The sequence below is a fragment of the Hyphobacterium lacteum genome (genome assembly GCF_036330345.1).
GTDB classification, from domain to species: Bacteria; Pseudomonadota; Alphaproteobacteria; order Caulobacterales; family Maricaulaceae; genus Hyphobacterium; species Hyphobacterium lacteum.
This window is the reverse complement of the sequence record NZ_JAZDRP010000004.1, coordinates 120,006-143,581: the sequence shown is the minus strand read 5'-3', so window position 1 is coordinate 143,581 and position 23,576 is coordinate 120,006. Positions and strand designations below refer to the sequence as shown.

At 61.7% G+C, this 23,576-nt stretch carries 24 protein-coding genes; 16 read left to right on the top strand and 8 right to left on the bottom strand.

Annotation, left to right across the window (positions count from 1 at the left end; translation table 11 throughout):
- Positions 1-25: 25 nt before the first annotated feature.
- From V0U79_RS07820 to V0U79_RS07785, 8 genes are all read left to right on the top strand, one after another.
- Positions 26-541 carry a hypothetical protein gene (locus V0U79_RS07820; RefSeq protein WP_330198934.1) on the top strand — a complete coding sequence of 172 codons (516 nt, stop codon included), beginning with the start codon at positions 26-28 and terminating at the stop codon, positions 539-541.
- 53 nt (positions 542-594) lie between these two features.
- Positions 595-1,311: a TVP38/TMEM64 family protein gene (locus tag V0U79_RS07815; RefSeq protein WP_330198933.1), complete on the top strand. Its 717-nt coding sequence runs from the start codon at positions 595-597 to the stop codon at positions 1,309-1,311.
- 107 nt (positions 1,312-1,418) lie between these two features.
- Positions 1,419-2,459: a rod shape-determining protein gene (locus tag V0U79_RS07810; RefSeq protein ID WP_330198932.1), complete on the top strand. Its 1,041-nt coding sequence runs from the start codon at positions 1,419-1,421 to the stop codon at positions 2,457-2,459.
- A 30-nt stretch (positions 2,460-2,489) separates the two neighbouring features.
- Entirely contained in the window at positions 2,490-3,401 is a 912-nt protein-coding gene (mreC, locus tag V0U79_RS07805) for a rod shape-determining protein MreC (RefSeq protein ID WP_330198931.1), read from the top strand.
- Positions 3,398-3,910 carry a rod shape-determining protein MreD gene (mreD, locus tag V0U79_RS07800; protein WP_330198930.1) on the top strand — a complete coding sequence of 171 codons (513 nt, stop codon included), beginning with the start codon at positions 3,398-3,400 and terminating at the stop codon, positions 3,908-3,910. The genes mreC and mreD overlap by 4 nt, the downstream gene beginning before the upstream one ends.
- Before the next feature lie 4 nt (positions 3,911-3,914).
- The gene (mrdA, locus tag V0U79_RS07795; RefSeq protein ID WP_330198929.1) at positions 3,915-5,774 is read left to right on the top strand and encodes a penicillin-binding protein 2; all 1,860 of its coding nucleotides are present in this window, start codon (positions 3,915-3,917) and stop codon (positions 5,772-5,774) included.
- Positions 5,774-6,919: a rod shape-determining protein RodA gene (gene rodA / locus V0U79_RS07790; RefSeq protein WP_330198928.1), complete on the top strand. Its 1,146-nt coding sequence runs from the start codon at positions 5,774-5,776 to the stop codon at positions 6,917-6,919. Before mrdA ends, rodA begins: the two co-directional genes overlap by 1 nt.
- 92 nt (positions 6,920-7,011) lie before the next feature.
- On the top strand, positions 7,012-8,364 hold the full coding sequence (locus V0U79_RS07785) for a sodium-dependent transporter (RefSeq protein WP_330198927.1): 1,353 nt from the start codon (positions 7,012-7,014) through the stop codon (positions 8,362-8,364).
- Here the strand turns inward: V0U79_RS07785 and pip are convergent.
- Entirely contained in the window at positions 8,361-9,329 is a 969-nt protein-coding gene (gene pip / locus V0U79_RS07780; protein WP_330198926.1) for a prolyl aminopeptidase, read from the bottom strand. The genes V0U79_RS07785 and pip overlap by 4 nt on opposite strands.
- A 133-nt stretch (positions 9,330-9,462) precedes the next feature.
- Between pip and V0U79_RS07775 the strand changes: the two genes are divergently transcribed.
- Positions 9,463-10,086, top strand: a complete 624-nt coding sequence (locus V0U79_RS07775) for a hypothetical protein (RefSeq protein ID WP_330198925.1) — start codon at positions 9,463-9,465, stop codon at positions 10,084-10,086.
- A 5-nt stretch (positions 10,087-10,091) separates the two neighbouring features.
- On the top strand, positions 10,092-10,703 hold the full coding sequence (locus V0U79_RS07770; RefSeq protein ID WP_330198924.1) for a class I SAM-dependent methyltransferase: 612 nt from the start codon (positions 10,092-10,094) through the stop codon (positions 10,701-10,703).
- On the opposite strand, the gene V0U79_RS07765 is transcribed toward V0U79_RS07770, so the two are convergent.
- Genes V0U79_RS07765 through V0U79_RS07755 form a run of 3 tightly spaced genes read right to left on the bottom strand, consistent with a single transcriptional unit; the run spans position 10,663 to position 13,753 of the window.
- The gene (locus V0U79_RS07765) at positions 10,663-11,745 is read right to left on the bottom strand and encodes a prenyltransferase/squalene oxidase repeat-containing protein (protein ID WP_330198923.1); all 1,083 of its coding nucleotides are present in this window, start codon (positions 11,743-11,745) and stop codon (positions 10,663-10,665) included. The genes V0U79_RS07770 and V0U79_RS07765 overlap by 41 nt on opposite strands.
- Entirely contained in the window at positions 11,742-12,458 is a 717-nt protein-coding gene (locus tag V0U79_RS07760; protein ID WP_330198922.1) for a class I SAM-dependent methyltransferase, read from the bottom strand. Before V0U79_RS07760 ends, V0U79_RS07765 begins: the two co-directional genes overlap by 4 nt.
- Positions 12,452-13,753, bottom strand: a complete 1,302-nt coding sequence (locus V0U79_RS07755; RefSeq protein WP_330198921.1) for a glycosyltransferase family 4 protein — start codon at positions 13,751-13,753, stop codon at positions 12,452-12,454. The genes V0U79_RS07760 and V0U79_RS07755 overlap by 7 nt, the downstream gene beginning before the upstream one ends.
- A 112-nt stretch (positions 13,754-13,865) precedes the next feature.
- On the opposite strand from V0U79_RS07755, the gene V0U79_RS07750 reads away from it, so the two are divergent.
- From V0U79_RS07750 to V0U79_RS07730, 5 genes are read left to right on the top strand one after another with little or no spacing between them, the layout of a single operon-like run.
- Positions 13,866-15,020 carry an MFS transporter gene (locus V0U79_RS07750; RefSeq protein WP_330198920.1) on the top strand — a complete coding sequence of 385 codons (1,155 nt, stop codon included), beginning with the start codon at positions 13,866-13,868 and terminating at the stop codon, positions 15,018-15,020.
- Between the two features lie 41 nt (positions 15,021-15,061).
- On the top strand, positions 15,062-16,204 hold the full coding sequence (locus V0U79_RS07745; protein ID WP_330198919.1) for an ABC transporter permease: 1,143 nt from the start codon (positions 15,062-15,064) through the stop codon (positions 16,202-16,204).
- Positions 16,201-16,974: an ABC transporter ATP-binding protein gene (locus tag V0U79_RS07740; protein ID WP_330198918.1), complete on the top strand. Its 774-nt coding sequence runs from the start codon at positions 16,201-16,203 to the stop codon at positions 16,972-16,974. Before V0U79_RS07745 ends, V0U79_RS07740 begins: the two co-directional genes overlap by 4 nt.
- Positions 16,975-16,977: 3 nt before the next feature.
- On the top strand, positions 16,978-17,934 hold the full coding sequence (locus V0U79_RS07735) for an MlaD family protein (protein ID WP_330198917.1): 957 nt from the start codon (positions 16,978-16,980) through the stop codon (positions 17,932-17,934).
- Complete coding sequence (locus tag V0U79_RS07730) at positions 17,931-18,569, top strand: ABC-type transport auxiliary lipoprotein family protein (protein WP_330198916.1); 639 nt, start codon at positions 17,931-17,933, stop codon at positions 18,567-18,569. The genes V0U79_RS07735 and V0U79_RS07730 overlap by 4 nt, the downstream gene beginning before the upstream one ends.
- A gap of 6 nt (positions 18,570-18,575) precedes the next feature.
- Here V0U79_RS07730 and V0U79_RS07725 read toward each other — a convergent pair whose 3' ends face one another.
- Positions 18,576-20,489: a coiled-coil domain-containing protein gene (locus V0U79_RS07725; RefSeq protein WP_330198915.1), complete on the bottom strand. Its 1,914-nt coding sequence runs from the start codon at positions 20,487-20,489 to the stop codon at positions 18,576-18,578.
- A gap of 115 nt (positions 20,490-20,604) precedes the next feature.
- The gene (locus tag V0U79_RS07720; RefSeq protein WP_330198914.1) at positions 20,605-20,823 is read right to left on the bottom strand and encodes a hypothetical protein; all 219 of its coding nucleotides are present in this window, start codon (positions 20,821-20,823) and stop codon (positions 20,605-20,607) included.
- Between the two features lie 144 nt (positions 20,824-20,967).
- Between V0U79_RS07720 and V0U79_RS07715 the strand changes: the two genes are divergently transcribed.
- On the top strand, positions 20,968-22,194 hold the full coding sequence (locus tag V0U79_RS07715; RefSeq protein WP_330198913.1) for a DUF418 domain-containing protein: 1,227 nt from the start codon (positions 20,968-20,970) through the stop codon (positions 22,192-22,194).
- Here the strand turns inward: V0U79_RS07715 and maiA are convergent.
- Positions 22,191-22,844 (bottom strand): maleylacetoacetate isomerase, encoded by a 654-nt coding sequence (maiA, locus tag V0U79_RS07710; RefSeq protein ID WP_330198912.1) that lies wholly within the window; start codon positions 22,842-22,844, stop codon positions 22,191-22,193. The two genes, V0U79_RS07715 and maiA, sit on opposite strands and share 4 nt — an antisense overlap.
- A 4-nt stretch (positions 22,845-22,848) precedes the next feature.
- Positions 22,849-23,499, bottom strand: a complete 651-nt coding sequence (locus tag V0U79_RS07705) for a fumarylacetoacetate hydrolase family protein (RefSeq protein ID WP_330198911.1) — start codon at positions 23,497-23,499, stop codon at positions 22,849-22,851.
- Between the last annotated feature and the right edge of the window lie 77 nt (positions 23,500-23,576).

Genomic DNA, 23,576 nt, shown 5'->3' with positions numbered 1-23,576 from the left:
AATATGAGGCAGGAGCGCGAGTCGCATGGCTTTCAAGCCCGTCAAGGAACGTCCATACGGTGATCCGAAATCGGTCGTTGCGGCTCTTTTCGAAGAAGCGGGCGGCGTACCCGCCGTTATGGATATGCTGGAATTGTCCCGTACCCGCGTCTATGCGTTGGCCGATCCCGATGCCACCAACGAGATCTCCTATTCGCGTGTCGCCCGCCTGACGGAAGCGACCGGGGCGACGGCCGCGGCCAAGGATCTGGCCTATCTGGCGGGCGGCATCTTCATGCCGCTGGAAGAATCCGAGGACGACAACTGGCTGGCGCTTGCCGGAGAGGCCAGCCAGAAACATGCGCGCAATATCGCCGCCCTTATGGATTCGCTTAGCGAAACCGAGCGTTCGCCCGGCGAGATCGATGAGCAGGAGGCGCGCGAAATCCTCAAAGTGCTGGATCAGCAGCTGGCTGTTCTGGCCCGGCAGCGTTCCAAGCTGGCGCGTATTGCAGCCGGCGAACGCGACCCGGATGCGCGCCTGCGTGGCGAGAAAGATTGATTAGACTTTCCGGCATGATATGGGGGCGCAACGAAACCGCTGGGCCCTGAGCCATGAAACGCATTATCGAATTCATTCTGAACATGGACGCCCGCGCCCAGCGCGCGGCCATGGTATCGATCATGCTGCTCGCCTCGGTGGCGATGGTTTTCGTCTTCGGAAAGCTGTTCCTGGATGCCAGCGCCGATGATCTCGGAGAGGTCTTCGCGGCAGCCGCCAGCCAGTGGTACGCGCTGCCACTGACCATTCTGATCTATGTGCTGATGTCCCTGTTCGGCGCGCCGCAATTCGTGTTGATGGCGGCCACCATGGTTGCCTTCGGCCCGGTCTATGGTTTTGCCTATTCGTGGATTGCCACCCTGTGTTCCTGCACCGTGAATTTCTGGATGGGCCGCAGCTTTGGCGCAAAACTCCTCCAGCGCTTCGGCGGCGACTGGATGAACCGCGCTGCCGAATTCGTCGGCCGTAACGGGCTGATGGCCAGCGCGCTGGTCCGGATCGTGCCATCCGGACCGTTCATTGTGGTGAACATGGCGTTTGGCGCCTCCAGAACGCCCTTCTGGGCCTTCATTGCCGGCGCAGCGCTGGGCACGGCACCGAAAATCCTGGTGGTTGGCCTGACCGGCCAGAGCCTGCTGACTCTCCTGACAGGCGAGAATTTGCTCATGGCTGGCGGATTGCTGGTGGCAGCGCTGATCATCTGGCTGGTGATCATGCTTGCGGCACGCCGCCGCCTGCCAGTGCCCGAGGAACACGAAGACAAGTCGTGAACCCCTTCTGCAACGCTGCGCTTGCATTCCGCGCTGCAGCATCGCACAAGGGTATTTCAGGATAACCAGATCGCCTGTGAGGCGATCCAAGAAACGAACGCGCGCCCATGTTCAACAGTGTCTTCGGACTTCTTTCAGCTGACATCGCCATCGATCTCGGAACGGCCAATACGCTGGTCTATGTGAAGGGCAGGGGTGTGGTGCTGAATGAACCTTCCGTTGTGGCCTACAAGGTCGAGAAGGGCCGCAAGCATGTCCAGGCCGTCGGCGCCGAAGCCAAGATGATGCTGGGCAAGACGCCGGGCAATGTCGAGGCGATCCGCCCGATGCGCGATGGCGTGATCGCCGACTTCGATGTCGCCGAGGAAATGATCCGCTACTTCGTGCGCAAGGTGCATAACCGGCAGAGCTTTGTTTCGCCGCAGGTCGTGATCTGCGTGCCGTCGGGCGCCACAGCGGTTGAGCGCCGGGCCATTCACGAATCCGCGCGCCTTGCCGGCGCCCGCAAAGTCTATCTGATTGACGAGCCGATGGCCGCGGCAGTTGGTGCCGGCCTGCCGATCGACGAGCCCACCGGTTCGATGATCGTGGATATTGGCGGCGGCACCACGGAAGTTGCGGTCATGTCGCTGTCGGGCATCGTCTATTCGCGTTCGGTCCGCGTCGGCGGTGACAAAATGGATGAGGCGATCATCAATTATATTCGCCGCTCCGCGAACCTTTTGATTGGTGAAACCTCTGCCGAGCGGATCAAGAAGGAAATCGGTTCCGCAATGCCCCCGCCCAAGGGCGAAGGCCTGTCGCTGGAGATCAAGGGCCGCGATCTGATGAATGGCGTGCCGCGCGAGATCGCCGTCACCGAAGCCATGATCGCCGACAGCCTGTCCGAGCCGGTCGAGCAAATTGTCGAAGCCGTCAAGCAGGCGCTGGAAGCCACACCGCCGGAACTGGCGGCCGACATTGTCGACAAGGGCATTGTGCTCACCGGTGGTGGCGCGTTGCTGCGCAATCTCGACACCGAGCTGCGCGAGCGGACCGGCCTTCCCGTCAGCCTCGCTGACGAGCCCCTCTCCTGTGTTGTGATGGGCTGCGGCAAGGCGGTAGAAAACCTTAGGACTTGGCGGCCTATCCTGTCCGAGGCAGTTTAATCCTCGTTTATTGGCAAAAGGAGCATCGCCTTGGCGATCGGTGGATCCTCCAGGCGAAATGATGACGATGTCCGTTTCTCGCGGACATTCACGGTCGCGCTCTTCCTTTTGTCCATCATCCTGATCGCGTTTGACCGGCCGCAATCACGGCCCCCGCTTCTGTCCGGTATCCGCACAACGATTACCGATTTGTCCGCTCCTTTGCTGGACCTCGCCGCTGCGCCGGTGCGGGCGGTCGGGAATATCGAGCCTTATTGGCGGAACCAGGGGCGTCTCGCCGAGGAGAATGCCGAGCTTCGCCGCCGACTGGACGAGACACGCTATTGGCGTGACCTTGCCTTGCAACTCCGCGACCAGCGTGAAGTCTACGAGCAGGCGCTGAATGTAGAATCTCAGGCCATGGAAGAGCGCATCGGCGCCTGGACGCTGGGCGACAGTGACGGGCCATTTGTGCAATCGCGGCTGATCGGGGCTGGCGCGCGTAGCGGTGTCGAGGATGGTGATCCGGTCCTCAACGTCTATGGAATGATTGGCCGGGTGGTGGAGACGGGCCAGGTCTCTTCACGCGTTCTGATGCTGACTGACCTCAATAGCCGTATTCCCGTCATGGCTGACCGCTCCAATGCGCGTGCCGTCCTTGTGGGCGACAACACGGCCTATCCGCGGCTGGAATTCCTGACCCGCGACGCCGACCTCCAGGATGGCGACCGCATTGTCACATCCGGCGATGATGGCCGTATGCCGCGCGGCCTGCCTGTGGGCCTGGCCCAACGCGACCGTCAGGGCCGCTGGCGGGTCCGTCTGTTCTCTGATCAGGCGCCGATCGATTTTGTCTGGGTTTTTCCGTTCACACCCATCCCGCCGCCTGTGACAGAAACCGAAGCCGTCGAGGACACTCAGCCTGATGGTGACGAGGAGCAGACAGCGGAGGCCGGTCAATGAGGCCGCCGATCGAGACCCGTCCGCCCTTTGGGCTGATTGCCTGGGCCGTCATCAGCCTGATGGGATCGCTGGCTTTTTATGCCGCGCCATTGCGGATCGCCGGCGGGCCGGACCTGATGCCCATGCTGCCGCTGATCACGCTGTTTATCTGGTCGACCGTGCGGCCGCGTTTCATTCCGCCCATCGTGATCTTTGTCGTCGGCCTCCTGCAGGACGTTCTGAGCGGTGGCGTCATGGGGATCTGGGCGCTGGCCTATCTGTCGGCGATGACCATAACCCGCAGCCGCGAGGAGGAAGGTCCGACGCGGGAAATCGGGCCGGTCTGGATCCGCTTCCTGGTCACGCTGATCATCGCTGTGCCCATCGCCTGGGGTGCTGGCAGCCTGGTGATCGGACAGATGGCACCCGTGCGGCCTCTGCTAATCGAATCTGTCGCTTCGGCATTGATGTTCCCGCTGATTGCGCTCCTGTTCATTCGCCGCCGTCCGCGCGGCGCTTTCGGGTCGTGACGCCATGAAAGCCGATCTCCAGGAACAGCAGCTCAAATTTACCCGCCGGGCCCTGATGATGGGGGGTGGCGGTGCGCTGGTTTTCACGGCGCTCGCCGCCCGCCTGCACCAGCTGCAGGTGATTGATACCGAGCGCTACCGCCTGTTGTCGGAAGACAATCAGTTCAATTTCCTTCTGACGCCGCCGTCGCGCGGGCGCATCCTTGACCGTTTTGGCGTGCCGGTGGCGGATAATCGGGACAGCTATCGCGTGGTGATGATCCCTGAACAGGCCGGCAATGCAGAGGAAGCGCTCGACCGGCTGGGCCGCGTCATCGACATCACGCCCGAGCAGCGCGACCGTATCCTGCGCAATGTACAGCGCTCCCCGTCTTTCCGCCCGGTCACCATTCGTGAGGACCTCGACTGGCGCAGCTTTGCAGCGATCAATCTCGAGACTCCGGAATTGCCCGGCATTATCCCGGAAGTCGTTGAAATCAGGGACTATCCGTCCGGTTCGTCTTTCGCGCATATCCTCGGCTATGTGCAGCCTGCACCGGAATCTGTGGCGGGCGATGATCCGCTGTTGCGTCATCCCGGCTTCCGCATCGGCCGGACTGGTGCCGAAGCAGCACGCGAAGATACGCTGCGTGGAGAACGCGGTTCACTGAAGGTCGAGGTCAACGCCTTCGGACGGGTCATCCGCGAATTGCCGGATCAGTCCATCCCCGCCACTCCGGGTGAGGATGTGCGCCTGACGATCGACGCTGAAGTCCAGCGTTTCGCCCATGAACGCCTCGCCGGAGAAAGCGCGGCCGCCGTCGCCATGGATGTCGAGAACGGAGATTTGCTGGCGCTGGTTTCCACGCCGGGCTTCGACCCCAACCAGTTTGTGACTGGCATCTCGCAGACAGATTTCAACGCATTGAATCAGAATGAATACCGGCCGCTCTACAATAAGGCGCTGCAAGGCACCTATCCGCCGGCATCGACCTTCAAGGCGGTTGTAGCACTGGCTGCGCTGGAAGCGGGTGTGGTCCGCCCGGAGGAGCGCTTCACCTGCCGCGGCAGTATTCCCTTTGGCGACCGGGAGTTTCACTGCTGGCGCCGCGAAGGTCATGGCCGCGTCAATCTGCGCGATGCGGTCAAGACGTCTTGCGACGTCTATTTCTACGAGATTGCCCAGCGGCTGGGCATTGAAAGGATTGCACAGGCGGCCCGCCGTTTTGGCCTGGGCAGCGCGCCGGAAATCGGTCTCGCCGGTGTCTCCCGCGGCATTGTTCCGGACCCGCAATGGAAGTTGTCGCGCTACGGTCAGCCCTGGGCGCAGGGCGAGACGCTGATCACCGCCATCGGGCAGGGCTTCATGCTGACTTCGCCGCTGCAGATGGCGATCATGACGGCCCGGCTGGCATCCGGCCGCTCGGTCTCTCCGCGGCTCTACCAGGACCAGCCGGTCGATCGCGGTGAACCGCTGGCGATCAATGATGCGCATATGGCGCTGGTCAGGGACGGATTGCGCGCCGTCGTGCACGAGCCGGGCGGAACGTCCTATTACACGCTTGGCGGGCTCGGGGTCGACGGAGTGGAAATGGCCGGCAAGACCGGCACCGCCCAGGTTTATTCGATCACGGCCGAGGAACGCGAAGCCGGTGTCCGCACCCAGAACGAGCTGCCCTGGCGCTTGCGGGATCACGGCATGTTCATCTGTTATGCGCCGGCGGATCGCCCGCGCTATGCCGTGGCCACTGTCGTGGAACATGGCGGCGGCGGCTCCCGGGCCGCGGCCCGCCCGGCGCGGGATATCCTGCGCCTGCTGATCGAGCGTGATCCGGCGTCGGCCGGCCCGTTTGTGGCAATGGAAAGCGGGAGCAGCCCCACCTGATGGCCGTCTTCCGTGAAACCGTCCCCCGTACCTTCCAGGAAAAGCTGTTCGAGCTGAACTGGAGTGTCGTTCTCCTGCTTCTGCTTCTGGGCGGTGTCGGTGTGGCGATGCTCTATTCCGCTGCCGAGGGGCAGTGGAATCCCTGGGCCAGCCGGCATCTTGTCCGATTCAGCATCGGCATTACCGTAATGTTGTCGATTGCGCTGTTTCCGCCGCGCTTCTGGATGGGCATGGCCTATCCGATCTATTTCGGAGCATTAGCCTTGCTGGTTGGCGTCGAGCTGTTCGGGGTCACCATCAATGGTGCACAACGCTGGCTGGACGTCGGGCCGATCCGCATGCAGCCCTCCGAGATCATGAAGATCGCGCAGGTGCTTGCACTGGCGCGTTTCTACCATGATCTGCCGCCGGACAAGGTGAACTCGCCTTACGGCCTGTTGGTGCCGGCCTTTCTGATCGGTGCACCAGTGGCCCTGATCCTGCACCAGCCGGACCTCGGAACGGCCGTTCTGGTCGCCGTCACCGGCGGCGCGATCGTTTTCCTGTCCGGCCTGAGCTGGAAAATCATTATTGCCGGCGGCGTGGCTGGTTTTGCGGGGGTTATCGGCTTCCTCAATTTCGGTATCGCCGACTATCAGCGTCAGCGCATCCTGACTTTCCTCAATCCGGAGGCCGACCCCCAGGGGGCGGGCTATCACATCATCCAGTCGAAGATCGCGCTGGGCTCGGGAGGGCTGACGGGCAGGGGATTCGTGCAAGGCACGCAAACCCAGCTTAACTTCCTTCCGGAAAAGCAGACCGACTTCATCTTCACGATTCTGGGAGAGGAATTCGGCCTGGTTGGCGGGCTTGCCGTTCTGGCGCTCTATGCTCTGGTGCTGGCCAATGCAGTGGCCATCGCCGCGTCGTGCAAGTCGGTTTTCCTGCGCCTGATGGTGATGGGAATTGCTACCACTTTTGCCCTCTATGTCTTCATCAATGTCGGCATGGTCACCGGCATGTTGCCGGTGGTCGGTGTGCCGCTGCCGCTGATTTCCTACGGGGGTACGGTGATGATGGCGGTACTCTTTGGATTCGGCTTGATACTGGGCGCTCACATCCACCGGAACGCTGATCCGCCGCGCGGTGCCGGCCTGTTCGGATAACCGACAGAGTTTCTTGACCAGACACCAAGGATAGGGAAGGCTCCAGCCCAATTCCGGCGGGCGTCTCCGCCGAAAATCATGGGGAGAATAACATGGCTGGAGCAGTGGGGCACGCCCAGTGGTCTTCGCGGTTTGCATTTATCATGGCGGCTGTCGGTTCAGCCGTCGGTCTGGGTAATCTCTGGCGCTTTCCGTTCCAGACGGGCGCCAATGGCGGATCCGCTTTCGTTATCATCTATATTGCCTGTGTGGCCTTCATTGCCCTGCCGGTTCTGATGTCAGAATTCGCCATCGGCCGGCATGCCCAGAAATCAGCCGTCTCTTCGACGCGAAAAATGGCTCAGGATGCCGGCAGGTCGGCGAACTGGTCCTTTGTCGGCTGGGTCTGTATGGCCGGTGGCTTCCTTGTTCTGACGACCTATTCGGTGATCGCGGGACAGGTTATGGCCTTTTCCGCGGCGGGCTTTGCCGGCGGTTTCGGTCAGGAGAGCATGCCGTTCATGGGCTCCAACTGGTGGGGCCTGGGTTGGCACGCGCTCTTCATGTTTGTCACCGTTCTGATCGTGGCCCAGGGGCTGAAAGGTGGTATTGAGCGGGTGGTCACCATACTGATGCCGCTCTTCTTCATCACGCTGATCGGTTTGACGATCTACGCGATTACGACCGGTCTGGAGTCGGGCGCGACAGGAGAAGCTTTCGCTTACCTGTTTACCCCTGACTTCTCGCAGGTTGATGGCGGTACATTCGTCTCTGCGCTTGGCCAGGCCTTCTTCTCGGTTGGTGTCGCGTCGGCGATCATGATCACTTACGGCTCCTATCTGTCGCGGGATACCAATATCGCTTCGTCCGGTATCATTATTTCTGGTGCCGATACGCTGGTGGCTTTGATCGCGGGCATGATGATCTTCCCGATTGTCTTCGCCTTCGGTGTTGATCCGGCGGCTGGCATGGGTCTGATTTTTGAAGCGCTTCCGAATGTGTTCGCGGGTATGCCGGGCGGCAATATTATCGGGGGAGCCTTCTTCTTCCTGGCCTTCATCGCCGCGCTGACCTCGTCGATCTCGCTGCTCGAAGCGACGGTGGCGTTTGTGGACGAACACTCGGATTTCGGGCGCGCTCAGATCGCATGGTTGTTTGGCGGCTTCGCCTTCATGATTGGTGCCGGTGCTGTCTGGTCTTCGGACTTCGCTGGTCAGTTCGTGGATGTCCTTTCGGGAGAGATCCTGCTGCCGTTCGGCGGCTTCCTGATCGCCGTTTTTGTGGGCTGGGTCGTTCCCAAGAAGCTTCTGAGAGAAGAAATGCAACATGCCTCCAACGGCATGTTCGCCTTCTTCCACATCATGATGCGCTACATCGTGCCGTTCGCCGTGGGGATTGTCCTGCTGCTCGGCCTTGATGCCCGCTTCAACAACGGCGCCCTGAACGCCATGTTGGGCCTTGGCTAGCCGTAACGCTTGGCGACCTCGTCCGTAAACCGGACGAGGGCGTCGACCGTTCCGGGTTCACCGGCGGAATGCCCGGCATCGGGGATGAACTCGAGCCGGGCATTTCCTTGCCAGGCATTGGCCAGCTTCCACGCGCAGGCAGGTGGTGTAATCACGTCATACCGGCCTTGAGCGATATAGCCGGGAATGTGCTGTATCCGGTCCATATTCTCCAAAAGCTGGTTATCACTCTCGAAGAACCCCTTGTTGACGAAGTAATGGGTCTCAATCCGCGCAATCGCATCGGCGCGCTGGGGATGTTTTCCGGCCGGCGGTTCGGGTGAGGCAAACGAGATCAGCGAGGTCTCCCAGTCGGCCCAGGCGACAGCGTCTTCGCGGCGCGCTTTCACATCATCCTGCATCAGCCGGTCATGATAGCTTTGCAGGACATCGGCCCGCTCTGCTTCGCCGAGGCGCGAGACAAGCTTGTCCCACGCGTCCGGGAAAATGCGGCTGGCGCCGTCCTTGTAGAACCAGTCCAGCTCGGCCTGCGTGTTCAGGAATATGCCGCGAAGCACAAGGGCTATTGTCCGATCCGGATGCGTCTGGGCATAGGCCAGCGACAGGGTCGAGCCCCAGGAACCGCCGAACACGACCCACTTCTCGATGCCCAGTTCCTCGCGGATCGCCTCGATATCGCGAACCAGATCCCAGGTCGTATTCTGATCGAGCGAAGCGTGAGGCTTCGAGCGGCCGCATCCACGCTGATCGAACAGGACGATCCGGTATTTCGCCGGATCAAAGAAACGCCGCATCAGCGGGCTGCAACCACCGCCGGGGCCACCGTGAAGCGCGATGACGGCAAGGCCATCTTTTTGCCCGCATTCCTCGACATAGAGCTCGTGCCCGCCTGACACCGGCAAGTAGAAGTGCCGGTGAGGTTCAATCGGAGGGTAGTATCCGCGCCGGGTTTCACGATTTTGCAATGGACAGTCCTGCTTGATTGGCCTTGCAACGCAGGGCCTTCTTGTCCCACACTAGCGAAGGGGCAAGAGCTGGCAAACGATTGTTGGCAAGGCGGTTGCATGAAAAGCCGCGTCTGTTTGGGTTGGAGACAAGATGTTTCGTATCGGTCTGATTTGTGCCTGCCTGGCGGGACTGACCGCCTGTGTGGCGACACCTTCGGCTCCGACCAGTTTTATCGGTGGTTCGCAAAGTCTGCCGGCCTCCCAGGTGGAGCTGCGGCGTCAGGCCGAAGAACTCGATCATCGCTTCCATGAAGCCGGCTGGGTTTCTGAAGATCACGGTGCCGCCATCATGCGGCTGACCGGCATGCTGATGAATGGCCGCGATGATAACGACCGGCCGCGCCGTCTGGATGTCTATTATGAAGCGGCAGGTCTGGAGACCGCCGATGCAGTCCGTATTATCGAAGTGGCGCGTGCGGATCTCGCACAAGCTACGCATCTGGTGCTGGCAATCGTCGGTGCCGGCGAAGCCGTCCTTGCCGAGCCGGGTGTCACGCCGCGTACCCTGTCGGCCGATATCGCTGCGCTGGAGCAGGTGATCGGGGAATCCAGTCAGGCGCTGGCTCTCTTCGAACTCGTCAATGAGGATGCCGCTGAAGGCGGAGATCTCGGTGAAGCGATAGGCGCGCTGGCGCAGGCTGTGGAACATGTTGGCGTCACCGCAGATGCCATGGCGAGCCGCCGCCGGACTTTGCGTACGTCGGCGACCGGCTAAGCGCTTTGATCGATCCGCAATCCGTCAAGGGGTTCCTCGATCCCGGGGAAGGCGCCGCGCTCTGCCGGTATGCCGCGCCCATGGCCGAAAAAGGTCCGTTTCTGGAAATCGGCGGCTATTGCGGCAAGTCCGCCCTCTATCTGGGTGCAACGGCGCGTGATTCCGGTACACATCTCTTCTCCATCGATCATCATCGTGGCTCGGAGGAGCATCAGCCGGGCGAAGGCTATTTCGACCCCGAGCTCTATGACGGCATTGCCGGAGCGGTCGACACGCTCCCATCCTTTCGGCGCAATGTGCTTGCGGCGGGACTGGAGCCGCATGTGATCGCTCTTGTCGGCAAGTCCTCGGACATTGCGCGCTACTGGACCACACCGTTGGGCTTTGTCTTCATTGATGGCGGGCATTCCATGGAAGCCGCACAGGCTGATTATGACGGCTGGGCGCCAAAGGTGGCGCCGGGGGGCATCCTGGCCATCCACGATGTCTTCCCGAACCCTGAAGACGGTGGCCGGCCACCGTATGAAATCTGGAAGCAGGCCGTGGAATCCGGCCATTTCGAGCCGGTCGAGCGGGTCAGGACGCTTGAGGTGCTTCGCCGCGTTGATCCGGCCTGATCGTCAGTGACGTTACCAGCAGATCGTGCCCCGGCGTCAGCTTCTCGATCGCATCAGCGGCGAGAATGACGGCCCCTGATGTCCAGGACGGGCGTTCCTGCGGCCAGAGTATGTTCTCCTGGAACTGCCAACCCATCCAGTAGCCGCCAGAGCGTGCGGCCAGTGGCGCCAGATCGGCAATCAGCTTTCGCGCCTTGCTGGTCCAGCCAACGGCCTGACAGGCCAGTGCCAGCTCTGCCGTTTCGGCAGCCGTGACCCAGGGTTCGTCCGCCACGCAGCGGCAGCCCAGACCGTCGATGACATAGCGCGCCCAGCCGGCTTCGAGCCGGCGGCGCGATTCCTCCAGCGTATGAACGCCGCACAGCACCGGATAATACCAGTCCATCGCATAGCGCCGCCGGTCGGTCGACTTCCGGTCAAAGCGCCAGTCCTTGTCATGCAGCGCATCGGCCAGCCGGGCACGCGCAATAATCAGTGATCCGGTATCTCCACCCAGAAGGCGCTCGAGCCGGATGGCACATTCCAGACTCTTGTAGAGACAGGCATTGCCAGCTCGCAGGGAATCCACGAGGCCGATATCCTCGCCCGGATCGGGCTGGCGCCAGACGATATCACCTTCCGGTGTCTGGCAGTCGAGGACCGCCCGAATGGCACGGCGCACAGGGTCGGCATAGCGTTTCAGCCAGTCGGGGCGGTCCATCGCCAGCGCACTGCGCAACAGCGTCACCGCAGCATAGCCGGTAAAATTCGTATCCTTCGCGGTCGCCGGGTTTTCAACCACCAGATAGCGATTGGTCTCATCCAGCGGTACACCGGCGCCCAGCTCTCCGGTCCAGCTCCCATCCTCATTTTGGCGGTCGAACATCGCCGTCAGCGCGCGTTCGCATGCCTGTTCGCGCCCGGCCACCGCCAGCGCCATCGCGCTTTCGCCATGGTTCCACGGATCCCACAGCCCGGTCTCGATCCAGGGAATGGCACCATCGCCCTGTTGCAGGGCTTCGATGCGGCCGGCGGCCTGTCTTATGTCGATCAGGCGGCTCATACAGGCTTCACGAAATACATGACGAGGCTCTTGCCCATGACCGGGTTGAGCATTGTTTCCAGTCCGCGGGTCAGGGGCGGGGCCTTGAGCAGATCCCACTCAAGGAAGCGCCGGTAGGCTCTGATCAGCCCGTGGTCCTCCCGAATGTCCCAGAGCGCGCATTGCAGCCACCAGTACGGGCTGTGCAGTGCATGCGCCCAGTGATGTCCCGTCTTGCGCAATCCGGCCCGTAATGCGGCGGCGTGCAGCTGGTCGTGACGGAAAATCCGGACATGGCCGCCCGGCGTGTTCCGATAACCTTCCGACAGCTTCCAGCAAATCCATTCCGGCCAGTAGCGTGGCACGGACAAGGCGACGCGCCCGCCCGGCTTCGTGATCCGGTCTATCTCCCGGATCACCCGGTCGGGATTGCCGACATGTTCGAGAACTTCCGAACAGATCACCGCATCAAAGCTTTCCGAACGGAAGGGCAGGCGGTGGGCGTCGCCAGCGGCGAGCGTTCCGGACCGGTCAGGGGAAGCGGGCGGCGGTGGGAGGTCAAAAAAACCGTTGGCGGTTGCCATGATGTCGGTCTCGGACAGGTCCAGCCCGGTAACGTGAAGCGGCGTGTCCTGCCAGTAGAGCGCATGCGTGTGTCGGCCGCGTCCGCAGCCGAGATCCAGCACACGATTGCCGTCCTCCAGCTTCAGGCGTTCCAGGTCGATGGTCAGCACGCGCCGATCGCCTTTTCATAAAGCGCGCTCGCGGCCAGCGCATGATTGCGCCAGCAAAAGACATTCCGGGCGCGCTCAGCGCCCGCGCGGGACATGTCCGAAGCCAGTTCAGGCTCGTTGAAAACACTGCGGATGGCGATTTCCAGGGCCGCGGCATCGCCCGCCGGGACAATCCGCCCGGCCTCGCCGACCACTTCCGGCAGGGCGCCACCATCGCTGGCAATCACAGGCGCGCCGCACGCCATGGCTTCGGCTGCCGGGAAACCGAAGCCCTCGAACCGGGCGGGACAAACAACGACATTGGCCCGGCGGTAGAGGTCGGCAATTACCTCGCGTGTAACGCCGGAGCGGGCTGTGACCCGATCCATCAGCCGGTGTTTTTCCAGCAGGGCTTTCGCCGGTCCATCGCGCAGCTGGCCGATCATTTCCAGCCGGACATCCCGATCGTGCCTGGCCAGAGCGACAAAAGCCGTCATCAGCACATCCAGACCCTTGATCGGCACATCGGCACTGGCGGTGGCTGCGATCAGCCGGGATTGGCGTTTAACGGTTTCATCCGGGCAGAAAACGGCGTGATCAATCCCGTTAAAGGCAACAACCGCCTTGCCATCGGCCATGCCGTAATGCTCGGCATGACTGGTCCGGGCCGCATCCGAGACGGCCAGCAGATGCGGCAGGGCACGGACGGTGCGGGCCTGCATGTCGGTGAAGCCATACCAGCGCCGGGTCAGCCATTTATCGACGCGCTTTTGGGCGCCATCGACCGCAAACTCACGGTCAATCGCCACCGGATGGTGGATGGTCGCAACCACCGGGATTTGCCGCTGGATGTCGATGAAGGGCGTCGCCAGCGTCTGGTTGTCATGGATCACGTCGAAATCGCCGCCATGCCGGGAGATCCAATCGCGCAGCCGGTAGGCAAACGCCTTCAGCTCCCCGAACGCGCCGGTATTGTGTGCGAGCCATTCCGAACGGTCGGCCTTGGACAGCAAATGCTTCCAGCGCAGCGCCATGAAGGCGTTGGATTCCTCAAACAGGTTTAGCGAAGGAAATTCCACGAGGTTCACACCCTCCGGAACGTCCGGATAGGGCGGGCCAGAGGCGATTGTCACATGGTGGCCCAGATCGCGCAGGCCGATGGCCAGTTCACGCAGATAGACCCCCTGTCCGCCGACATGCGGATGCGAGCGGTATCCGGACAGCAGCACCCGCCGCGGACGCAGGGCCAGCGTCTCGCCTTCGGTCTCGGGCGAGGCGCCGGAAAGGCGCCCGATTTCGGCAACAGCTCCATCCATGAACGGTGTTCACCCCTTTTGCTGGGGCGAACCTAGCGATGCTTTGCTGCACTGCAAAGAAAGGAATGCAACAGGCTTTCCATTTGGCCCGGGACCCGCTATCGCCGCAGGCATGGACGGGCGGATCATTCATCCGGCGGGCATCCGCTTTGCCGCGCATTATGGCGCCTTCTACATCGCTTTCGGCGCCTTTCTTCCCTATCTGCCGGTCTGGCTTGAAGCTCGCAGCCTTTCATCCGAATTGATCGGCATTGCGCTCGCTGGCGGCATGATCGGCCGCACGCTTCTGGCGCCTGTCGGGGCGGCCTGGATGGATTCGGCCAGCCGCCGGCGCGATGCGGTCATCGGTTTTGCCTGGGCAGGGCTGGCCGGTTTCCTGTTGATGTCGCCCTTCCGCGATGCGGCGTTGCTGACAATTCTCGCAGCACTGGCGGGCGCCTTGTTCAGCGCCCAGATCCCGTTGATGGACGCCTTTGCGGCCTGGTCATCGCGAAAGGAAGGGTTTGCCTTCGGCCCGCAACGCGCCTTTGGCTCGGCCATGTTCATTATCGGCAATATCGCGACCGGTGCGCTGATTTCGCGCTATGGCGGAGAAGCCGCCCTGGTCTGGATGACCGCTGGCGCGGCCTTGGCTGTAGCGGCGGCCTATTTCCTGCCTGTCGGTGAACGCGACAAGCCGGCACCCGGGACAGACCCGATACCCTTCAGCCTGTTATTGACTCCGCCTTTCATGCTGGCGTTGGGGGCCTCCGCGCTGATCCAGTCAAGTCATGGATTTTACTATGTCTTCTCGGCCATCGCCTGGCAGGCGCAGGGTATTCCGGCCGAAACCGTCGGCGTGCTCTGGTCCACCGGCGTTCTGGCGGAAATCATTTTCCTCACCGTATCCGGCCGGTACCTCATGCGGTTCCAGCCGGGGCAACTCATGCTGATCGCGGCGGCCGCCGCTGTAATCCGATGGTCACTGACTGCGATGTCGCCGGCCTTGCCATTGCTGTTTCTGCTTCAGATCAGCCACGCCCTGACGTTCGCTGCGGCTTATCTCGGTATTCTGAGATTCGCTGCCGACAACGCGCCTGACCGGCTTCAGGCCAGCACACAGGCCGCCAATTCGGCGCTTTCCGGCGGGATTGCTCTGGCGGCGGTCAGCGCTCTGTCCGGACCCGCCTATGATCATTTCGGAACGGCCGGATTTGCCTTCATGGCCATACCCGCCGCTGCGGGTGGCATTTGTGCCCTGTTATTGTTGCGCCGGCGCACTCCCTAAGCCCGGCTGAATCGATTAAGACAGTGGCAAGGGGAGATTGCATGGCAACGGACCGCTCTGCCGAAATCAATGTCCGCCAGGACGGGCGGAACGTCATCATCGAACCAACAGGTGACTGGCGGGTTTCGACAATCGGACGCGTGTTCCGCGAGGTCGAGCGGATCGAGTCCAGCTATGATGCCAATACCGTTACAATCGATGTTTCCGGTATCGGGCGCATAGATACCTCCGGCGCCTTCCTTCTGGGGCGGACCATCCATGAAAGCGGTTCACCAAAGTCTGAAGCGCATTTCCGCGGCTCTCATCCCACGGCCAAGCGGCTGATCCTCGAATTGATCGAACGCGCTATCTATTGCGAGCCGGAAATGCCCGAGGAGCGCTATGGCTTTGTCCGGGCGTTCGAACGGATCGGTGCCGGGCTCGAAGCGGCTTATCAGGAAGCGGTGGAGACGTTCGGCTTTTTCGGACGGACCATTCTGACTTTTGGTTCGATCCTGCTGCGGCCCAATCGCTTCCGATGGACGCCGGCCTTTTATGTGATGGAAGAGGCGGGCGTGAACGCTCTGCCGATCATCGCGGTCCTGACCTTTTTCATCGGCGCGGTCGTCGCTTTCATGGGCGCCAACCTGCTCGAAACCTTCGGGGCCTCGGTCTTTACCGTCGAACTTGTCGGAATCGCGGTCTTGCGCGAATTCGGCGTGCTGATCACCGCCATCATGCTGGCGGGCCGATCGGATTCCGCCTTCACCGCGGCGATCGGATCGATGAAGATGCAACAGGAAATCGATGCCATGCGCGTGCTGGGGCTGGACCCATACGAAGCGCTGGTCATCCCGCGCGTCTTTGCCTGTGTGGTAATGGCACCGCTGTTGACCTTCGGTGCCATGATGGCCGGAATTTTCGGCGGTATGATGGTCAGCTGGGCAACGCTGGATATCTCGCCCGGCTTCTTCATCGCTCGGATGAATGATTCGATTACGGTCAGCAATTTCTGGGTCGGCATGTCGAAAGCGCCGGTCTTCGGGCTGATCATCGCCATTATCGGCTGCAAACAGGGCATGCAGGTGGGCGGTGATGTGGAATCGCTGGGCCGCCGGGTGACCGCTTCCGTTGTGCAGTCGATCTTCATGGTCATCGTCGTCGATGCCATTTTCGCCATGATGTATCTGGAGCTCGACATATGAGCGAAGACATCATCATCGAGGTTCGCGGGATCAAGACCGCCTTCGGATCGCATGTCATTCATGACGGGCTGGACCTGAAGGTCCGGCGCGGCGAGGTTCTGGGGCTGGTTGGCGGTTCGGGCACGGGCAAGTCTGTGCTGATGAACACGATTATCGGGCTGAAACGCCCTGATGCCGGGGAAATCTTTTTCAACGGCCAGCGGCTCAATTCGATGAGTAGCGAACAAAGACGCGCGCTGGAGTCCAGCTGGGGTGTGCTGTTCCAGAATGGCGCCCTGTTTTCCTCGCTGACCGTGCGGGAAAACGTGATGGCGCCGCTGCGGGAGCATCTGAAAATGCCGCGCCGGCTGATGGTCGAGATCGCCGACATGAAGATCGCCCTGTCCGGGCTGGGGCAGGAAGCCGGTCCCAAATATCCGTCCGAACTGTCCGGAGGCATGAAGAAGCGTGCGGGGCTCGCACGGGCGCTGGCGCTGGACCCGGAAATCCTTTTCCTTGACGAGCCGACCGCCGGCCTTGACCCGATCGGCGCCGCCGCCTTTGACATGCTCATCAAGGACCTCAGCGAGACGCTGGGCCTCACCGTCTTCATGGTGACCCACGATCTCGACAGTCTTTATTCGATCTGCGATCGCGTCGCTGTTCTGGCTGACAAGCGCGTGGCGGCAGTTGCACCGATCAAGGAACTGGAACAGCATTCCCATCCTTGGATCCAGGAATATTTCCACGGGCCGCGCGGCCGGATCGCGGCCAGTGTGCAGGGAGGCTAGGTCATGGAAACCAAAGCCCATCACGCCCTCGTCGGCTTTTTCGTCGTCTTTCTCGTCATGGCGGGCGGCTTCTTCGTGCTCTGGCTGGGTCAACAGACCTTCCAGCAGGACTATTCCTATTACGATGTTGTTTTCGACGGGCCGGTCCGCGGCCTGCGCGAAGCGGGCGAAGTCCGGTTCAACGGCATCCAGGTGGGCGAGGTCACACAAATCTCGCTCGATCCGCAAAACCCCAACCGGGTGATTGCCCGCATCCGCCTGCAGGCCGAAACACCGGTGCGGGTCGATTCCAGCGCCCAGCTCGAACCGCAGGGCCTGACCGGCCTGTCCTATATCCAGCTGTCCGGCGGTACCGCCGAGGCGCAGCGATTATTGTCGACCAGCCGCGGGGATCCGCCCCGGATCTATGCCGAGCAGGCGCAGATCGAATCGCTGGTGGCAGGTGGCGAGGATGCACTGGAAGCGGCGCGTCTGGCCTTGATCCAGGTGTCGACCCTGCTCAACAGCGAAAATCTCGAACGTATCTCCGATACGCTCGATAATATCGAAGCCATTACCGAACGCCTCGCGGGAGAGGATGCGCTGGTGGAAGATGTCCGCAGTGCGGTTCAGCAGCTCGAGCTGACAGCGGTCGAGGTCGGTGCCGCGGCGCGATCGCTGGAAGTGTTCGGCCGCGACGCAACGGAGCTCGCCAACAACCAGCTGGCCCAGGCTTCGATCGATGTCTCCGTGGCTGCCCAGCAGATCGATATCGCCGGCCGCCAGGCTCAGGAGCTGATGTCGACCTTGCAGCCTGCTGTCGAGCGTTTGTCGGAAGAGGGAACCGAGGAAATCACCCGGACCATGGAAGATCTGCGACGCCTCATCGCCACGCTTGATCGCATCGCTCTTGAGATCGAGGACAACCCGACCGGCTTCATTTCAGGCGAACCCCGCCGCACTGTGGAGGTGCCCCAATGATCCGCAAGCTTCTTACCGCCGGCCTCCTGGGCTCGGCCACCCTCCTGGCGGGCTGCATCAGTGTCCTGCCGGAAGTCACGCCGGCCACGATTTACCGGCTGTCGACACCGGAACCATCCGGTGAAGTTCGCGAGGAGGCCGTGATAGTGGGCGTTCAGCGTCCACTGACGCCGCGCGCCTTGTCCACCGACATGATCGCCATGTCACAAAGCCGCGGCCAGTTGGTTTTTATCGACGGGGCGGAATGGATCACACCTGTGCCTCGCCTGGTCCAGGATCTGATCGTTGAATCGATGGACGCCTTCGAACCGACTCTGATAGCGGCGCGACCGGAGGACGGTGTCCGTGCGGAGTTCGAGCTGGCGACCGAGCTGCGTTCCTTTGAGGCCAATTATCTCAATGGCCCCGATGCGGCGCCGACCGTCATCGTGCGATTGCGCGCCCGCCTGATCCGGTCCAGCGACCGGCGTCTGGTGGCTGTCGATGCCATTGGCGCCCAGTCTGCGGCGCGTTCCAACAGGATTGGCGACATTGTCGGCGCTTTCGACGCGGCCTCACAGGAGGCAATGGCGTCCGTTGCGCAATGGACGGCTGAACAGGTCGCGGCTCATCACGACCCCGAACACGACCACTAGAACGCGTCAGTTTTCATCGTCATCACGGCTGCGCGACCGCGGATCCGGATCAGGCATGCTGGACAGCAGATCCTTCCAGCGCCAGCCGGGTTCGCCCGACTTGCCGCGCTCGGGAAAGGCGACCGTGTCGCGCTTGGGTGTCTCGGCTGCTGACTTGGCAGATTCGCTGGCGGCCTCATCCTTCGGCTTGCGGCCGGAAAGCGGATTGGGCAGCTCGTTTGATGGCAGATCCAGCGCCCGGCGCCCGCCAGCAACCGAACCCATCTTCAGCATGAAGTCGCTCAGTAATTCGTAATTCTGACGGATCCGCGACTGGAAAGCCGCATCGATTTCCTGGGCTTCTTCAGCCGCGGCAAGGGCTGCGGCATTCAGGCCCTCCAATCCGCTGCGCAGGGCATCCGAAGCCTCCTTCGCGCGCTGCTGAGCCGCCGCGGGCAACTCGGCGAGCTTGTCCGACAGTTTTTCGATCTCGCGTTCAATGGCCGAGGATTCCTCGCGCGCGGTTTCCAGAACGGTTGCAAGACGGCGCTTGACCGATTCCGCGGCCTCGTCCGCGGCCAGGGCCGCACGCGAGGTCAGCTTCTCGGCCTCCTTCAAGCGGGCGGAGAAGGCGTCGTCGGCCTTGCGCGCGGCATCGAAGGACTTCTCGTTGATTTCCTCGATCCGTGCGGACACCAGACGGGTCTGTTCCTCCAGCGCTTCGCTGGCGGCGCGGGACGCCTTGCCCGCATTTTCGGAAGCCGACTGCAGATCATCCAGCGCCTTGCGGTGAGCCTCGCTGGCCTTTTCGGCTTCGGCGCGAACGTCCTCGGCCATCTTGCGGGCGCGTTCGAGAGCCGCATCGACGGTCTCGCTGAACGTGCCCGACCCTTGCTTGGCTGCATCATTGAGCGCATTGGCGCCTTCGCGGGCCGTCTTGGATATGATCTCCAGCTCGGCACGATGGAAATCCAGCGCAGCCGCGATCTTTTCCTGTTCCTGCCGCAGCGCTTCTCCCGCTTCGCCGAGCCGGCCGCGGTGCGACTGGTAGGCTGTCTCCAGCCCGTCAGTCCGCTCATCCAGCTCACTCGACAATTGCCGCAATTCGGCAATACGGGATTCGATCTTGCCCGCCGCCGACTGTGCGCTGTCGGCCAGAACCTGGCCCACGCCGGTGAGAACTTCGGCGCTGTCGCGGACCCGGCGCTCGGCATCCGTCGCAGTTTCGCCGGCCAACTCTGCTGCAGCCGCAATCATTTTCGACTGGTCGGATATTGCCGCGGCGATCAGCGCAGCCTTGTCATCCATGGAATCCGACACCGCCTGCAAGCGCTCGCGTTCCTCGCGCAGTGACATCAGCAGGCCTTCGGCCCGGTCGCGCGCATCGCCTGCGGACTGTTCAAGCGTATCGGCATGGTGACGGATCACCTCTTCCATCGCTGCGAGGCGGGCCAGTGCGCTTTCCAGCGAGGAATTGATCCGGTCGATTTCGCCTGAGATCGCGCCGGACAGGCTGCGGACTTCGGCTTCGGCCGCTTCGGCTGGTGCAGCCAGACGCGCCAGCGCAGCCTCGACGCCCCGCGTGCGGTCCACTGTCTGGCGCAATTCGCGCATGATCAGCGCGGCCATGATGAACAGAAGCGACGGACCCAGAGCGAAAATGGCCAGCCCGGCAAGCTGGGCCGGCGTGTGACTGGCCAGCGGATTGGTGATGTCCACTCCGGCATAGGCAGTCAGATAGGCAATCGTTCCGGCCGCCCAGATCAGGGCAGCCGTAAATCCGAAGAACAGATACCAGCCATGACGGCGAGGCGGAACGGCGTGCGCAGTGGCTGCGGCCGGACGCGGTGTCGTCACAGGATGATCACCGTCGCGGCCGGTGAAAGCCGCCATCAGGGAATCATTGGATGTATCGCGATCGATTGTTTCGCTATCGGCCATTTGGCGTCCGGTCCTTGCAAGTTTGCAGCGTCATTCCGCCTGCGGAATAACGCAGTTCCGGTGTTCTATCGCATTCTAGCTACTATTCGAAGAGTGTGAGTCGGTAATCGCGCGATCAGATGCGGAAAACTTCCGTCGCTTCGGATTCGGCTTCGCCGCTGGTGACGCAGGCGCGCGCATCTGGCTCAATCGCAAAATCGGCTGCGTAATACTGGGCTGGGATCAGTTCGACTTCCATCACGCAAGTGTCGATCTCTGCCGTAAAGGACAGACCCAGCGACAACATTGCAAAACCGGCAAAAGCCTCGAAGAGATTGAGCAGAAACTGAACCATCGGTCCCTCGCACCGAAAAATTTTGTCTATGGCTTCAATAAATCAGGTCTATGCCTTGATCGAGGGGGAAAGTTCAACCCACAATCCCGTTACCGCCCATGAAATCTTTGTAAGACAAGGGTGGGCGAGCGGGAGAAGACATCCATGAATGCTGCACCAAAGGCCGAGCGCCACACCTCGATAGACACGCTTCGCGGGTTTGCCGTGCTGGGCATATTGATCATGAACATCCAGGGCTTTGCCATGGTGATGCAGGCTTATTCCAACCCGCTTGCTCATATGGATTTTTCGGGCGCCAACCAGGATGTCTGGTTCTTTTCGCACGTCTTCTTCGCCATGAAGGCGATGACGATCTTCTCCACCCTGTTCGGGGCGGGCATCATCCTGATGCTTGGCGATGAGAAGCAAGCCCGTATCGGTGTGCATTACCGGCGCATGATCTGGCTGCTCGTAATCGGCCTGATCCATGCCTGGATTTTCTGGTGGGGCGATATCCTCGTGCCTTATGCGGTAATGGGCATGCTAGTCGTTTTTGCGCGCCGGATGAGTGCCACCGGCCTGATGATTTTCGGCCTTGCCCTGATCGCGATTGCCGGTGCGCTAATGACGCTCGGCATGATGTTCATTCCGATGATGGAGGAAGAACAGTTACAGGCAATGCTGCTTCCGACACCGGAAATGGTATCCGAAACCGTGGCCCTCTATCAGCAGGGCTTCCTGGCGCGCCTCGGTGAGAACATGGCGACGACTGCAGAAGCTGAAGTGATGCAGGTCACCTTTTTCGCTCCGCGTCTGGCCGGTGCGATGCTGGTCGGTATGGCGCTGTTCAAGATGGGTTTCCTCACCCTGCGCTGGTCGGTGACCCAGTATGCCATCTCGGCCATCCTCGCATTGGGTATCGGCATTCCGCTGACCTGGTGGAGTTCGATGCACCACATTGAAACCGGCTTTGCGCTGGATCAGATCTGGATCGGGGAATCGGCCAACTACTTCCTCAGCCCGATTGTCGCTTTCGGTTACGCGTCTGTGGTGATGCTGATGTGCAAGTTCGGCCTGTTCCGGATGTTGCTGCATCCCTTCACTGCGGCCGGCCGGATGGCTTTCACCAATTATCTGACCCAGACCCTGATCATGACATACATTTTCGTCGGCTCGCCGGGCCTCGGACTGATCGGCACTGTGGAGCGCGTCGATCAGCTCAAGATCGTGATCGCGGTATGGATTGCCCAGCTGATCATCTCACCGCTCTGGCTGAGTGTTTTCCGCTTCGGGCCATTGGAATGGGTGTGGCGTTCGCTGACCTACTGGAAGTTCCAGCCAATGCGGAAGACCGCACCGGTTTCCGCCGAACCCTCGCCGCCGGGCGGCTAGTGACCGTCTTCGGGTGCGTCCGGCTGGTTCTCCGGCCGGGCGGCCTCGAAGGCCGGGTGTTTGCGGGCGGTTTCATCGGCTGCAGCGAGACGCGGAAAGGCGGATAGATCCACGCCCCACCGGCTCGCATTATACATTTGTGGCACCAGGTATATGTCGGCCATGGTCGGCTGCTTTCCCCATAGATAGGGACCTTCGCGGCCGTCCGAATCAGCCATTTTCTCCAGAGCGGTCAGGCCATCTCCGATCCAGCGCTGGCACCAGGCTCTCACACCGTCACCATCCTGTCCGTATTCCGTCCGAATATGCTGCAAAACGCGCAGATTCTGGATCGGGTGGATGTCGCAACCGATCACAGCCGCATAAGCGCGGATCCGGGCCCGTTCCGCCATCGTGCCGGGCAGGAAGGACGGGTCCGGGAAGCGTTCGTCCAGATATTCCAGGATGGCGGGCGATTGGATCAGCTGTTCGCCATCAATGTTGAGCACCGGCACGAAGCCTTGCGGATGAAGCGCTTTGTGTTTCGCCTCGCGCTGATGCCCGTCCTTCAGATTGACCGATAGCTGGTCATAGCTGACGCCCTTCAGGTTGAGGGCGATCCGCAAACGGTAGGCAGCGCTGGAACGCCAGTAGCCATGCAACAGGGTCATCGTCTCACACCTTTCGGTCGGTCATCTTGAAAGAAAGTGGCGGCAGGCCGGCGATTTCGGCCTCGACCCGGTCGCCCGGCAACAGCGGGCCGACACCCGAAGGCGTTCCGGTGAAGACCAGGTCACCGGCGCGGAGCGTAAAATACTTGCCGATCAGCGCCAGCAATTCGGGCAGAGAGCGGTTCATCTGGGAAAGGTCACCATCCTGCCGGATTTCACCATTGACGCTGAGCCGGATAGCGCCGGCGGCTGGCGGCTGGCCGGGCGTCAGCAAGCCCATCACGGCGCCATTGTCGAACGCCTTGCCGATCTCCCAGGGGCCGCCGCGCTTCTTGGCCATGCCCTGCAGATCGCGCCGCGTCAGATCGATACCGACACCGGACGCGATCACGCCCTCCGGGCCGATCGCGGCGACCAGTTCGACCTCGTGATGCAGATCGGTCGTCACGGGCGGGTAGGGCACGTCCGGGCCCGTCGAGATGGCACTGGACGGTTTCATGAACAGGACCGGTTCGATGCTAGTGTCGGTTCCGCCCATCTCGCGGATATGCTCGGCATAATTCTGGCCGACACAGAAAATGCGGCTGACCGGGAATTCGCCGCCGCCTTCGACAGGCAGGGCGGTAACGGGAGCGGGCTCGAAGAGGAAACTCATGACTGCCGGACTTAGCGCCCCTTGAACTTTGCGTCGAGACGACAATTTAGTTGCAAATGTAACTAATTTCCGCCATC